A 12,476-nucleotide genomic window follows, 5' to 3' on the forward strand; every position below is an offset into this window, starting at 1 on the left:
GGAAAGGGAAGTTGGCCCCGCCGCACGGACTGTGTCCGCACGCTGCTTGCCGCCGAGCAGTGTGCTCCCCAAGAGACCCACGCCCGCCCGGCGACCAAGTCACTCATCTCCAGTCTGCTGGTCTCCGGTCCCACGTCGATGGAACTGCGCGGACTCGCCGCACGCAGCGGCGTCCTTGCCTGACGAATCTCCTTCACCCACAGTCCGCTCGCCAGCAGACAGTCAACCGCACGATCCGAAAGGAGCACTGGCAGAGACCGGAGGCTTCGGCAGGGAACGCACCGTTCCGCAATTGGAATGTCCCGTTCCGTCGTGGCGACCTGCGTATTCCCGTGCTGTCTCGTTCAGTTGGCCCGGTATTCCGTCTCGCGACCTTGCCCCTTGAGGTCGATGGGGGCGGTCAGTGGCCGCGCATGCGTTGGTCGTACTCCGCAGCTGGCTCCAGCCCCATCGCGGCGCGGCGCTCGTCGAGCCGGCCAGGGTCGGCAACAGGTTGCAGGCACAGGTTCGAGCCGTCTCCGTCGTCGGTGTACTGCGTTCCGTACACCTGGGGTTCGCCGGCCGCGACCAGAACCCGGTCGGTGAGGTAGGCCAGGTGGCGTGGAGGGGCATCTCCGGCCGCGACCGCGACCTCTAGGAGTTCGAGGGCCTGGCGCTGGAAAGCGGGAGCGAGATCGGCGTGCTGGGCAAGCAGCCATGCCTCATCGGCTCCCTTCCCGCCGACCAACTCCACGCCTGGCCAGCCGTGTTCGGCGATGACCTGCTGGAGCCAGGCGGTGTTGTCGGCGTCAATCCGGCACATGTCGCGTCCGTCATGAGTCGTGGCCGCGAGACGGCGTGCGGCTTGGTCTTCTTCGGCGCGACGGTGGAGTTCGGCAGCGAGGTCGTGGTCCATGGTGAACGGATTCTCCTAGTTCGGGTCCTTGGCCAGGCAAGAGACGCGAGATACCGACCTGCACGAGTCGCCGGGAGCGCGCGAGGCCGGTGGACGACGCAGGTCATGCGGTGGGCTGGACTTCAGGCCCGTAACTTCGCTCGGCGGGCTCCGCTACGAGGCTCGTTCAGTGCGGCCGAGGCCGATCTCGCACACCCGGCGGAACGTGTAGGTGTTGGACTCGGGATCCTGTCTCTCCAATACGAGCCACAGCGAGGAGACGGTCGCCGACACGCGGCTGCCCGGGCGTAGGCCCCGGCCCAGCTCGGAGGCGAGCCGGTCCGAACGGCCCGCCATCTCCGGCGTGTTGGTGTCCTCCAGCCCGTACCCGCCGGAGACATGACCCCAAAACCATGCGGCGGCAGGCGCCATCGCGAGGCCGGCGTCGCTGCACCCGGCGCGCACGCTCAGGTAGAACTCGTGCAGTTCGGTCTCCGGCCAGACATCCATGACGGCGGCGGACGCGGAGGATCGCGGCGGACCGATCTCGATCCCGAACGGCACCCGCCCCGCGAGGCGTTGCCGGATGATCGGCGCAGCGCGCAGCAGGCGTGCCGTATCGACGCGCTGCCCGTCGTCATCGTGCGGCTCCAGCTTTTCGATGGTCATGTGCGCGTCGTGCTCGGCGACCGGGGTGATGATGTCCGCGTACGGCGTCAGGATCCGGCGGACACGGGCGAGGTAGGCGAGCACGTCGGGCTGGTCGTGCGGCAGCCAGAGCACGTGGGGTCGGACCCGGCCTTCCTCGGGTGAGCCTTCGGGGACCCACAGCCGCTGCTCGTTCATGAACCGTCTCACCGGCGGGCCTCCGGCGCAGTGATCAGCGAGGGATCGAGGGTGCTCCAGATGATCCGGTGGTCGGATCCCTTGAGCGCGGTCTCGCTGTTCAGGACGCCGTACCCGGTTACGGCCGGGGCGACGGGGCGGCTGGCAAGGATCAGGTCAATCCGGCGCCGGCCCCAGGGGTCGGGGTCACCCTGGCCGTCCTCCCAGTGCCCCACCGTCGCCTGCCACGGAGCGCCGAGATGGGCCGCCACGTCCACCATGTAACCCCTGCGCAGCAGGTTCTTGGTCTGCCGTCTGTCCGCCAGTTGTCTGCGGTACCACTTGCCGATTTGACTGGGTGGGACTTGGTATTCGAGATCGTCGTGACGCTGCTTCAGGTACGGCTCGGGGTCGTAGTATTTCCGGCGCAACTGCCACCACCGGCGTCGCCTCAGGGCGGCGGACAGGGCGTTGAAGTCACCGATGACGAGAGCGGGCCGGACGCCTCCGGTGATGCGCAGGAGGCCCTTGATCCGCAGGGACTCCTCCGCGCGCCAGTTCGGGCGGAACGGATCCCCGTGGTAGCTGAAGACGGTGAGGGGTTCGGCAGCGCCGATGTCGAAGTCGATGGTGGTCAGCCCGTGCCAGAAATCAGGTGATCCCAGAGGCCGGTAGCTGCCGGGTACGGGGGTCATGGTGTCGGGGTTCCACAACACGGCTGTGTACCAGGCGCGGTGCGCGTTGGCGGCCATCGCGACCCCGTGCGGTCGTCCGGGGGTGGCCGCGACAGCGGCGGTCAGACGGCAGTCCGTGGCGAACGCGGAGATCGTCTCGGCGGCCTGGGCGTCCCACTGATCGTGGGGCGTGGCGTCCTCGTCGACCACGCCTTCCTGGAAGCCGAGAATGTCGGGGGCAAGCTCGCAGACCGCAGCGACGCGTGCGTTCCAGGCGTCGGTGCCGCGGGCGTCGAGGCTGAGTTTGTAAGCGTTGTAGTTGCCTATCTTCAGCAACGCGAAGTCCTTTCACAGACGGCGAGTTGACACGGGCAGACGGTCAGGAGGCAGGTGCTGGCGGCGTGATCGGGTAGCCGTCTTCCAGCACCACCGCGCCGACGGTGGCGCGGGCGTGGAGAGCGGCCAGGGCGCGGCGGGAGTTCCCGGGCGCCATCAGGGCGGGGAGGTCGGCGGGGTCGATGAAGTCGACGCCTTCGATCTCGCCTTGGCGCGGGCGGATCGCGGCGATCTGATCGCTGTCCCAGGTACCGCCGTCGAAGACATAGATGATCTCGCCGGGGAAGCGTGTGGCGGGATCGAAGCCGGGTGCGGTGGACGGGACCCAGTCCACCGCCAGTGTCCGGCTGACGGCCAGGTGGACGCCGAGTTCCTCCAGGACCTCGCGGGCAGCGGCCTCGGTGGGGGCCTCCGTGGTGTCCACGCCGCCGCCGGGCAGGAGCCGTGTAGTGCGGTAGGTGACGCGCTGGAGCAGGATGCGGCCTGCTGCGTCGGTGATGAGCACGGACACGCCGGTCCAGAGCGTCGCCCGGGAGGCACCGTACGCGGCGACCGTCATCGCGGTGCCGGCTGAGTCGGCAGCGTCGCGGGGGGATTCCATGCGTTCTCCGATCGTGCGGGGCGGGCGGGTGCAGCGCATCACTGAAGCTCGATCGTCGTCAGACCCTGGGAGGCGGCGAACGGCGTGAACTCGGCGGGCGTGTGATCGATGGGGAGGCTGGGGCGCCATGCCGTGAGGCATTGGGCGCTGGGGGTGAACAGCCCATCAGGCAGTCGGTCGAGCGGATACCACCGCCAGTCCCCGACGCCCTCGCCCTCCTGGTCGGTGGGTTCGCCGTCCCATGAGGTGACGACCGCGGCCACCGTGAGTCGCACAACGCCACCTACCTCGTCCACCAGCGTCCCGAGGAGGACCACGTCTTCCTCGCGGGCCGTGCAGCCCGTCTCCTCCGCGAGTTCGCGGACGACGGCCCCTTTCATCGACTCGCCCAAGTCGAATTTGCCGCCCGGAAGTTCGCGCGTGCCCCGGCGGTGAAGGCCGAGAAGCAGGCCCTTCGGGCCGTAGAGGATGGCCCCGACTCCCAACGCCCCGTTGGGTTCTGGGGGCCGGCTGGTGCGGGGCCGGCTGGTCACCCGGGCACGGCGTCGGACCTGGAAGAGCGAGCAGGCGACAGGGTTGTCTTCGTCCGGGGCGGTGAGGACGTCGATCTGGTCCACGACGAGGCCCTGCTCGACGAACAGGTCCTCCCACAGGGATGGGGCCAGCACCTTCTCCGAACTACCGCTATGCGACCGTGTACGCCGCGCCGTCACGGACCTCCGAACAACGCGTGCCCTGCGGCTTCCGCCCCGGCGCGCGCCTGGCATATTTCCGCCGCCAATCGGCGCAACGCTGACTCGCGTCCTTCACTCATTCATAGCCCCCGTACCTGCTGGCGCACCCACTCCACGGGAGGGCTGCGTCAGGTGAGGTCGCGGCTGTCCACCGGTACTTCAGGGGCATGGGCTGCTCCTCCCGCGCCGACCCTGGGAGGAGCAGCCACTAGCTGCGTACGTTACCAGTTGCTAAGATTGGCAATTCATGGATTACCTAGGAGGCGCGATGCGCGTCACACCGATTCGCGGCAGGAGTGCTCCCGTCCTGCTCTGCTCGGCGTGCGGACTGCTGTGCCGGCCCTCCGCACTGGACGGCCAGGGACGGTGTTCGCGATGCGAGAGTTCCCGGCTCGGTCAGTACGTGTCCGGCACCAGCCGCAAGCCGGCTCGGACCGGTCTGTTGCGTTTCCGGCAGCGACTGGGGTGGTGGTGAGCGTGCGCTGGGACTTCACGGAGCATGACGGCGTGGGCGTGCTGCACCTGTTCGGTTTCCTGGGCCGTCAGGACACGCACCGCTTCGAGGGAGCTGTGGACTGGGTCCGCTCCCGCTCGAACGGCACGCTGGTGCTCGACCTGTCCGGCCTGCTCGGCTGGAGCGAGGAGGGTGAGGCCGCCGTGGTGCGCGCCGCACGGAGCCCGCTGGCCGTGTGCGGACTGCTCGACCGCCCCGCGCCGCTGCTGAGCGGAGACACGAGCGGGCTCATCCGGATCTCCTCCGACCTCCGTTCCGCCCTGGCCTACCTGGCCAGAGCGTGAGCACACCGCCGCCGTACCAGCTCAAGGCCGGCTTCTTCAAAACCCTCGGCCACCCGGTGCGCGTCTGCGTGCTGGAACTGCTCAGCCTGCGCGAGTACGCCGTGGGCGAGATGCTTCCCGAGGCCGGCGTCGAAGCCGCCCATCTCTCCCAGCAACTGGCCATCCTGCGCCGCGCGAATCTGGTCGTCGCGCGCAGGGAAGGGACCACCGTCTACTACCGCCTCACCACCCCCGAGGTGGCCGGCCTGCTGGCCGCGGCCCACGGCATCCTCGGCGGTGTCCTGGCGGGCCGGGCCGGGCTCCTCGCAGATCTCCAGGCGGCGCCGGCCGCTGACCTCCCACCTCACCCACGCCCGGCCTGACGCTGCGGCCCTCCTGCTCTTGGAGCCGACGATGCCTTCCCCTACGCCCACCACCGCCGACGCGATGCTCGCGCCGGAAGTCCAGGTCAGCGATCACACCAGTATCGACAGGGCCCTCGACGTGCTCCGCGGATCCCACACGGAGTTCGTCCTCATCCGTGACGACACCGGGCGGTGCGCCGGCCTCGTCACCCGCGAGCAGCTCGCCGTTCCCGGAGCGAAGCCCTGGTACGCCGAGAACACCCGCGTACGTGACATCGCGCCCGACCACAGCCCGTTCGCACGTCCCGGCATGGCGGCCGTGGACGTGGCCGCCGACATGCGGGAGCGCTCGCTGGCGGCCCTGCCCGTCGTCGACGACGACGGCTTCGCCCTGGGCATCGTCACCGCCACGGGGCTGGAGACGGTTCTCGCGGCATCGGCAGGCGGCACGGCCGAGCGGCCCTGACGGTGTGCCGACCGGCGGCTGGGCCTCGTCCCTTCCCTGCGGTCCGCATGATCGCGGCGTCCTGCGGTCCACCCGAGCCTTTCCCTCTCTCACACCAGGAATGACCCACCATGAGCCAGTGGCTACCGCGCAGACGCCACAGCGGCGAGCGGCGTCCGCCCCTGCCCGGCGCGGCACCCGCCCCCGGGGCGGCGCTTCCGCTGCGGCACGATCCCTTCCGGCACGCCATCATCGTGGGATACAGCGGATCCCCCTCCGACGAGCACACCCTTGCCTACGCCAGCGGCATGGCGCGCCGAGCCGGCCGCGGTCTGGTGATTGTCCACGTGACCCACCGGCTGCCCAGCCCCGGCTGGTGGGAGGGCGGCGATCCCATGGCTCTCCTCGACCTCCCCGATGACAGCAGCGAGCGCCTGACCGACGCCCTGCTCCGTTCCGGGCAGCTCACACAGGTGCCCTGGGTCGCCGTCCACACCCGCGGCGACATCCGGCGCGGGCTCGAAGAGATCGGCAGGCGGTATGCGGCGGACGCCATCGTCGTCGGCGCGAGCCGCAGCGTCGCCGCCCGGCTGTTCGGCCGCGTCGGCAGCCGCCTGGCCCGGCAGCCCCGGCATCCCGTGATCATCATCCCGTAGCGACGGACACGTCAGTCCGCTTCCGGCGGACGGTGGCGTCACCCCCGAGCGGGCAGGCCCCCGCCAGGATCCTCACCCCGCGTACACTTGAAGAATTCTTCAATTAGGCAGTTGCCGAAATTACTAGGCGCTGAGGAAGTAGAGGGTCATGAGAGCGAGGTCCCGGATCCGCTCGTGCTCGCAGGGCGAGCCGGTCGACGCCGAGCGGATGCGCAGCGGCCGGTGGCCGAACACCGGGGAGAGCGGGAAGTGAGCAGGATGCCGGCATTGCTGCCCGTCCACTTGCGGGACGGGTTGCGCGCTGCGGAGGCGGCGCGGTGACGGGCCGCGACCGGTTCAGGCCGTGCCGACGGGTCCGGCCCGCGGCGGCTGTCAGCGCCGTGCCGCCGCCGGTGGCACGGTACTGCGTGTCGGTGGAGATGGCGCCGGAGGCGGTGACACGGGCCCGTGAGGCAGTGGCAAAGGGCCTCGCCGAGGTCGGCGTCATGGCGGATTCCGCATTCGCCGACGCGGTGCTGCTCGTGGTCAGCGAACTGGTCGCGAACGTGGGGCGGCACGCGCCGCGCTGCCCCATCGCCGACGTGGAACTCACGGTAGGAGCGGGGCACCTCGTCGTCGGCGTCGCGGACGATGAACCCCGGCTTCCCGCTCTGGGGCCCGGCGAGCTGGGTGCGGGACTGCAGTTGGTGGCGGAGCTGGCCGCCGCCCACGGGGGCGGCATCGGCGCGAAGCCGGCCGTCAACCGCGACGGCAAGGTCGTCCTGGTCCGCTTCCGCATGCCGTCGTAGCAATCGGTTCCGTCGCAGGAAGTCCGAGGAGATTGCAGGGTGAAGGGAAACGGCACGTGAGTGACGAGACGGCCAAGCGGCCGAAGGGCAAGAAGAAGGCCAGGGCCACAGACCGGGACAGCCGGATCCAGCGCGGGGTCATGATCCGGGCGGGCCTGTACATCTTCGGAACGCACATCGTCGCCGCGTGGGTGATGCTGCTCTTCTACCTCGGTCAGCACAAGTAGCGCCCGAGGACTCAGGATCGTGGACTGGTTCCCCCGGGGCGAGGGCCGGCTGAGGGTCTGCCTGCTGGAGTTCGGCGGGCAACTCGCTCTGGCCAGTGATCAGTTCGAACAAGATCCGGCGCGCCGCGCCCAGGAGCTCGGCCACATCGCCGCCGGCCAGGGCGTAGCTGACGGCAGAGCCCTCCCGGATGGGCACCCCGATCCCCGAGCGGCGCAGAACGGCCGGTTGCTGGGAGAGGCCGGACGGTTCGACCTCGATCTCGCCGAGCAGGTCGCGTACGGGGATGGGGTCGTTCTGCAGCGGTTCCAGGACCCGGACGCGTACCGGGTGTCCGAGCATCCGGAAGAACTTGGCCTTGGCCTGGCAGAGAAGGACCTGCGGGGTAAATCTCTCCCTGCCGCATGCGGCGGGCTGCATCCGGGCCCGTTGGCCCTGGACGTGCCACCGCAGACAGTCATGCCGACCGATCCTCGTGCATCCGGCCCCGCATGCCCATGGAATTGACCTGGTGCAGATGTGACCAATTGAAGAAGTCTTCAAGTCGTGGGCGTGCGAGGCTGCGGAGCACGCGGCTTTCTACACGTCCAGTTGGCCCTCGACAGTCCTGAGCTGGTGGCGGGCCATGGCGAGGTTCGATTTCTTCCTGTCGAGCACAAGGTAGAGGAACAAGCCGTTGCCACTGCGGCCCTTGAGCGGCCGGAGGATGTGATAGTGACTGACGAGTGTGATCAGGATGTCCTCGATCTCACCCTTGAGTCCGAGATGTTCCATGGTGCGGAGCTCGGATCGGATCACGTCCGTGTTGCCCGCCGCCGCAACAGTCAGGTCGAGGTCCTTGCCACCCCCCAGAGTGCCCAGCGCCATACCGCTGGTGAAGTCGACCAGAGCAGTTCCCAAAGCGCCCTCGATCGACGTCATGATGTCCTTCAGACAGATCTCCACATTGCTCATGCAGGCATCTCCTCCTTGTCGCTGCGAGACTCGGGCGTGGCCCTCCTCGCCGGTGCCCCGGACCTTACGTAGTGCCGTGGCCCGGCAGCCCCGTTGTTCCTGTACTGGCCGAGGGAGCCCCGAAAAGGGCGGATGATGCGATGCCTGCGACCGCTCGTGCTCGGCGAATGGCGCTCCCGGCAACCCCGATGCCGCCGTCGACGAACGGATCATCGATTCATGTGGCGGTCCGGTAGAGGCACTGGGCGGCTCCGGCTCCAATGACCGATCGAGCGCGTGCACGACGCCGGCGCAGCCAGCTGCTACGGGCGGCGGGCTCGGTCGACGGCCTCACCCCCGTCCCGTCCCATTCGCCCTGCGTTGTACGTGATCTTGAGCTGGTGACCAGAGTTCCTGGCACCTGGTGGTGCGTTGGTGGTCCAAGGAGAGACTCTTCGCTCCCTGCGCGGAGATGCAGGTGCACGGTATGCCCGGGGCTCGGACACGAACCCCAGCGCGAAGGATCCGGTGGAGACGAAACTGCACACCGCGGTCTGCAAGGGCACAGTCACCCTCGCCGCCGCGCAGAATGCGATCGTCACCGACTGGACCACTGCGCTCAGCGGACTCGGCTGAGGCACCGCGCCGCGCAGCCGGAGAGGCAACTGTCGCGGTGCGGAGGCGAATTCAGCCGGATGTGGCACGCGGGAGACGGCGGGTATGAGACCGTGGCGGTCATCTGGCCCGTCACTTCCCCCCGTAGCGGCGGGCCGGACCCGTTCCTGCGGGCGAGCGTGCCGGCGGCGGGCGGGCCGATGCCCGTCAGGGCGCGTACGGCGTCGACGGTGACGAGGGCAGTGAGCCCGTAAGAGGCTGCGCCAGGGCCCAGCCGGGGCAGTTCGGGCCGACCCGGGTACCGTCGCCCTCCCAGTTCCGGCAACCGTCGACACACTGCGGACTGCTCAGCCGTCGGAGCGTCAGAAACGCTGCGGCAAAGGGAGATTCGCTCACGGTATCTCCCCGTGTAGCGACTGCCGCGCTGTCCTGTACGCATCCCCGGCGATCGGTCGGTGTGGCTGAGCATGATAGCGCCGTATAGGCAATGTTTGCCCTGTTGCGATGTGACGCGCCGTCCCGATGCTGTGTCGGGCGGCGCGTGGCCGTCACTCTGTCCGGGTGGCAGAACGAGTACGTGTGCGCGATCTCGACGATGACGAAGGCAGACGGCTGCTTCGGATCATTCGTCGGGGAACCGGTTCGGTGGTGACCTGGCGGCGTGCCCAGATGGTGCTGCTGTCCGCCCAGGGCATGCCGGTGGCGAAGATCGCTGAGGTCACCTTCACCAGCGCGGACCGGGTCCGGGATGTGATCCACAACTTCAGTAACGACGGCTTCGACTCGCTGTATCCGAAATACTCCGGCGGCCGTCCGAAGACCTTCACGCTGCCCGAGCGGCGCGAGATCAAGAAGATCGCGAAGTCCAAGCCGACCGAGCACGACCTGCCCTTTTCGACCTGGAGTCTGACCAAGCTGGCGGACTTCCTGGTTGCTGAGGGGGTGGTCGACGACATCAGCCACGAGGGCCTGCGCATCCTGCTCCGCGAGGAAGGCGTCTCGTTTCAACGCCTGAAGACTTGGAAGACCTCCCGCGACCCGGACTACGCGGCCAAGAAGGCCCGCGTGGAGCACCTCTACGCGGTTGCGGACGGCGAGGTCATACCCGAGGCCGGCGAGCCTGAAGTCATCTTCTGCATGGACGAGTTCGACCCGCTCAACCTGATGCCGCACCCCGGGAAGCAGCGGGCCGAGCTCGGCGGGCGATCTACAACCGCTACGGCGGAGTCCGGCACCTGTTCGCCCTGGACCTGGCCAAGAACAAGCTCTACGGCCACATCAAGCCGGTCAAGAAGCGCACACAGTTCCTGGAGTTCTGCCGCTACCTGCGAACCCTCTACCCGCCCGACGTCCGTATCGCGATCGTCTGCGACAACTTCTCACCGCACCTGACCACGAAGAGGTGCCAGCGGGTCGGGACCTGGACGGCGGCGAACAACGTCGAGATCGCCTACACCCCGACGAACTCCTCCTGGCTCAACCGGATCGAGGCCCAGTTCACCGCCCTGCGCTACTTCACCCTCGACGGCACCGACCACGCCGACCACGCCGACCACAAGGAGCAGGGCAGCATGATCCGCCGTTACATAATCTGGCGGAACCGTCATGCCCACGACCGGACCCTACGCACGCTCGTCGACAAGGCGAGCGTCGCCTGAACCTCAGCCGAGTCTCTTGAGCATCTTGACCGAGGTCGTCTCGTAACCGAGCGACTCGTAAAGGCCGCGGGCACCCGTGTTGAACCCGAAGACATTGAGACCAAGGGTACGAGCGCCCTGCGCCCGGGCGTATTCCTCGCCGAGGACCATGGCCGTGCGCCCGAGGCCCCGACCACGCTTGTCGGCGTCGATCACGATGTCCCAGATCCACCAGGCGCTGGAGTCGTCGCTCGTGTCCGGTCCGATCCATAGGTAGCCGACGGTTACCCCGGCGTCATCGACCACGTCGAAGACCGCGTGCCCTGGGCTTGGTGCACCGGAGGGAAAGGAGCGGGCCATGCTCTCGTCCGCATGCCGGTGGGCATCCTCGGGCGTCTGCCCCACGGCGACCAAATCTTTGGCGTACTCGTCCCGACTGCGTTCAAGCCAGGCAGGGAAGAGCCGGGCGTCCAAGCGGTGAAGGGTTACAGACATTGGATCAGCTTCCCACGCCGCCGATGCTGGACGGGATCGCCCCCGTGCAACGGTCACGACACCCCGTCAGCAGGGCAAACGTTGCTTGCCACGGCACTAGTGTGATGCGCCAGAAATCCTGAAGGTTAGTTACTACCCTGTTGGTATGTCGCATCCGGGGCCTTCTGCTGTGGAGATCACGCTGTCCGAGGCCGAGCGTGCCGAGTTGGTGCGCCGGACGGAATTGCCGCACCGGCGCTCGGCTGAGAAGGCCCGCATCATCCTGGCGTGCGCTGACGGCATGTCAAACGCGGGGGTGGCGCGGGTCGTTGGTGTTCAGGCCAAGACGGTGGGCAAGTGGCGGCGGGCTTTCGCCGCGGAGCGGATGGCAGGGCTTGAGGATGCCAGCTGGATCGGCCGGCCGAAGGCCGACCTGGTCCTGGACGATGCTGAGCGCAGGCAGTTGACGCAGTGGGCGCGGCAGGCGAAGACCGCCCAGTTCCTCGCGTTACGGGCCAAGATCGTGCTGCGCTGCGCGGAGGGCGGGACGAACCAGCAGGCCGCGGCCGACCTCGGCATCGACAGATCGACCGTGGACCGCTGGCGGGCCCGGTTCATCGCCAAACGCCTCGACGGTCTTCATGACGAGCCCCGCTCGGGCCGCCCGCCCTCGATCCTCCTCGACCAGGTCGAGGAGGTCGTCGTGGCCACCCTGGAGTCGGTCCCGGGCCAGGACACGCACTGGTCACGGGCCTCGATGGCCCAGCGCACCGGCCTGTCGAAGTCGACCATCGGCCGGATCTGGAAGCGGTTCGACCTCAAGCCCCACCTGCAGGACTCCTTCAAGCTGTCCACCGACCCGCAGTTCGTCGCCAAGGTCGTCGACGTCGTGGGCCTGTACCACCACCCGCCAGAGAAGGCGGTGGTGTTGTGTGTGGACGAGAAGTCCCAGATCCAGGCGCTGGACCGGTCCCAGCCAGTCCTGCCGATGATGCCGGGCATGCCCGAACGCCGCACCCACGACTATCTGCGGCACGGCATCACCAGCCTGTTCGCCGCCTTCAACATCGCCGACGGCACCGTCATATCGGCACTGCACCGCCGCCACCGTGCGATCGAGTTCAAGAAGTTCCTGGTCCGGATCGACAAGGCGGTGCCCGCCGGGCTCGACGTCCATCTCGTCTGCGACAACTACGCCACCCACAACACCGCCGAGATCAGGACGTGGCTGGGCAGACACCCGCGCTTCCACGTCCACTTCACCCCGACCGGCTCCTCCTGGATGAACCAGGTGGAGCGGTGGTTCGGTCTGCTGACCGACAAGCTCATCCGCCGCGGCGTCCACACCTCCGTGAAGGCACTGGAGAACGACATCACCGCATGGATCGACACCTGGAACGAGAACCCGCGGCCCTTCACTTGGACCAAGACCGCCGACGAGATCCTCAACTCCCTCGCCGACTACCTCACCAAGATCGGAACCGACAGCCAGAAAACCGAGCAGAACTAACCTTCAG

The 12,476-nt window shown here is 68.3% G+C and carries 15 protein-coding genes and 2 pseudogenes; 8 read left to right on the plus strand and 9 right to left on the minus strand.

All coding sequences use genetic code 11. The features are described 5' to 3' along the window. Positions 1 to 400: 400 nt before the first annotated feature. The 5 genes from SSP08S_RS26540 to SSP08S_RS26560 all read right to left on the minus strand — a co-directional run bounded on the left by SSP08S_RS26540 (position 401) and on the right by SSP08S_RS26560 (position 3,978). Positions 401 to 895, minus strand: a complete 495-nt coding sequence (locus tag SSP08S_RS26540; protein ID WP_019070670.1) for a DUF6624 domain-containing protein — start codon at positions 893 to 895, stop codon at positions 401 to 403. Positions 896 to 1,048: 153 nt separating this feature from the next. Then, a complete protein-coding gene (locus tag SSP08S_RS26545) occupies positions 1,049 to 1,720 on the minus strand; it encodes a hypothetical protein (RefSeq protein ID WP_019070671.1) in 672 nt (223 codons plus the stop codon). 8 nt (positions 1,721 to 1,728) lie between these two features. Then, the gene (locus tag SSP08S_RS26550; protein ID WP_019070672.1) at positions 1,729 to 2,709 is read right to left on the minus strand and encodes an endonuclease/exonuclease/phosphatase family protein; all 981 of its coding nucleotides are present in this window, start codon (positions 2,707 to 2,709) and stop codon (positions 1,729 to 1,731) included. 43 nt (positions 2,710 to 2,752) lie between these two features. After that, entirely contained in the window at positions 2,753 to 3,310 is a 558-nt protein-coding gene (locus tag SSP08S_RS26555; RefSeq protein WP_026178846.1) for an NUDIX domain-containing protein, read from the minus strand. Between the two features lie 38 nt (positions 3,311 to 3,348). Beyond that, positions 3,349 to 3,978, minus strand: coding sequence for an NUDIX domain-containing protein (locus SSP08S_RS26560; RefSeq protein ID WP_019070674.1), 630 nt, complete (start codon positions 3,976 to 3,978; stop codon positions 3,349 to 3,351). Between the two features lie 537 nt (positions 3,979 to 4,515). On the opposite strand from SSP08S_RS26560, the gene SSP08S_RS26565 reads away from it, so the two are divergent. The 4 genes from SSP08S_RS26565 (at position 4,516) to SSP08S_RS26580 (ending at position 6,287) form a co-directional block, all read left to right on the plus strand. Then, a complete protein-coding gene (locus SSP08S_RS26565) occupies positions 4,516 to 4,842 on the plus strand; it encodes a hypothetical protein (RefSeq protein ID WP_043259716.1) in 327 nt (108 codons plus the stop codon). Then, complete coding sequence (locus tag SSP08S_RS26570; protein WP_019070676.1) at positions 4,839 to 5,204, plus strand: ArsR/SmtB family transcription factor; 366 nt, start codon at positions 4,839 to 4,841, stop codon at positions 5,202 to 5,204. Before SSP08S_RS26565 ends, SSP08S_RS26570 begins: the two co-directional genes overlap by 4 nt. A gap of 31 nt (positions 5,205 to 5,235) precedes the next feature. Next, entirely contained in the window at positions 5,236 to 5,652 is a 417-nt protein-coding gene (locus tag SSP08S_RS26575) for a CBS domain-containing protein (protein ID WP_019070677.1), read from the plus strand. 110 nt (positions 5,653 to 5,762) lie between these two features. Further along, complete coding sequence (locus SSP08S_RS26580) at positions 5,763 to 6,287, plus strand: universal stress protein (RefSeq protein ID WP_019070678.1); 525 nt, start codon at positions 5,763 to 5,765, stop codon at positions 6,285 to 6,287. 123 nt (positions 6,288 to 6,410) lie between these two features. Here the strand turns inward: SSP08S_RS26580 and SSP08S_RS61885 are convergent, their stop codons facing one another. After that, complete coding sequence (locus SSP08S_RS61885) at positions 6,411 to 6,569, minus strand: hypothetical protein (protein ID WP_158697214.1); 159 nt, start codon at positions 6,567 to 6,569, stop codon at positions 6,411 to 6,413. A gap of 137 nt (positions 6,570 to 6,706) precedes the next feature. Between SSP08S_RS61885 and SSP08S_RS26590 the strand changes: the two genes are divergently transcribed. Beyond that, a complete protein-coding gene (locus SSP08S_RS26590) occupies positions 6,707 to 7,075 on the plus strand; it encodes an ATP-binding protein (protein WP_019070680.1) in 369 nt (122 codons plus the stop codon). Positions 7,076 to 7,131: 56 nt separating this feature from the next. Then, complete coding sequence (locus SSP08S_RS61890; RefSeq protein ID WP_019070681.1) at positions 7,132 to 7,302, plus strand: DUF6126 family protein; 171 nt, start codon at positions 7,132 to 7,134, stop codon at positions 7,300 to 7,302. A 31-nt stretch (positions 7,303 to 7,333) separates the two neighbouring features. On the opposite strand, the pseudogene SSP08S_RS63605 reads toward SSP08S_RS61890, so the two are convergent. Together SSP08S_RS63605 and SSP08S_RS26605 are read right to left on the minus strand one after the other, a co-directional pair. Continuing rightward, a pseudogene (locus tag SSP08S_RS63605) lies at positions 7,334 to 7,720 on the minus strand (ArsR/SmtB family transcription factor); the annotation flags it as partial. A 159-nt stretch (positions 7,721 to 7,879) separates the two neighbouring features. After that, complete coding sequence (locus SSP08S_RS26605) at positions 7,880 to 8,254, minus strand: roadblock/LC7 domain-containing protein (protein WP_019070683.1); 375 nt, start codon at positions 8,252 to 8,254, stop codon at positions 7,880 to 7,882. A gap of 1,155 nt (positions 8,255 to 9,409) precedes the next feature. On the opposite strand from SSP08S_RS26605, the pseudogene SSP08S_RS64560 reads away from it, so the two are divergent. Further along, positions 9,410 to 10,506 (plus strand): annotated as a pseudogene (locus tag SSP08S_RS64560) (IS630 family transposase). A gap of 3 nt (positions 10,507 to 10,509) precedes the next feature. On the opposite strand, the gene SSP08S_RS26625 reads toward SSP08S_RS64560, so the two are convergent. Continuing rightward, a complete protein-coding gene (locus SSP08S_RS26625) occupies positions 10,510 to 10,959 on the minus strand; it encodes a GNAT family N-acetyltransferase (RefSeq protein ID WP_218006668.1) in 450 nt (149 codons plus the stop codon). Between the two features lie 166 nt (positions 10,960 to 11,125). Here SSP08S_RS26625 and SSP08S_RS26630 point away from each other — a divergent pair, with 166 nt between their 5' ends. Further along, positions 11,126 to 12,469, plus strand: a complete 1,344-nt coding sequence (locus tag SSP08S_RS26630; protein WP_078532526.1) for an IS630 family transposase — start codon at positions 11,126 to 11,128, stop codon at positions 12,467 to 12,469. The last annotated feature ends 7 nt before the right edge of the window (positions 12,470 to 12,476 follow it).

This window comes from Streptomyces hokutonensis, assembly GCF_000376565.1.
Classification (GTDB): Bacteria; Actinomycetota; Actinomycetes; order Streptomycetales; family Streptomycetaceae; genus Streptomyces; species Streptomyces hokutonensis.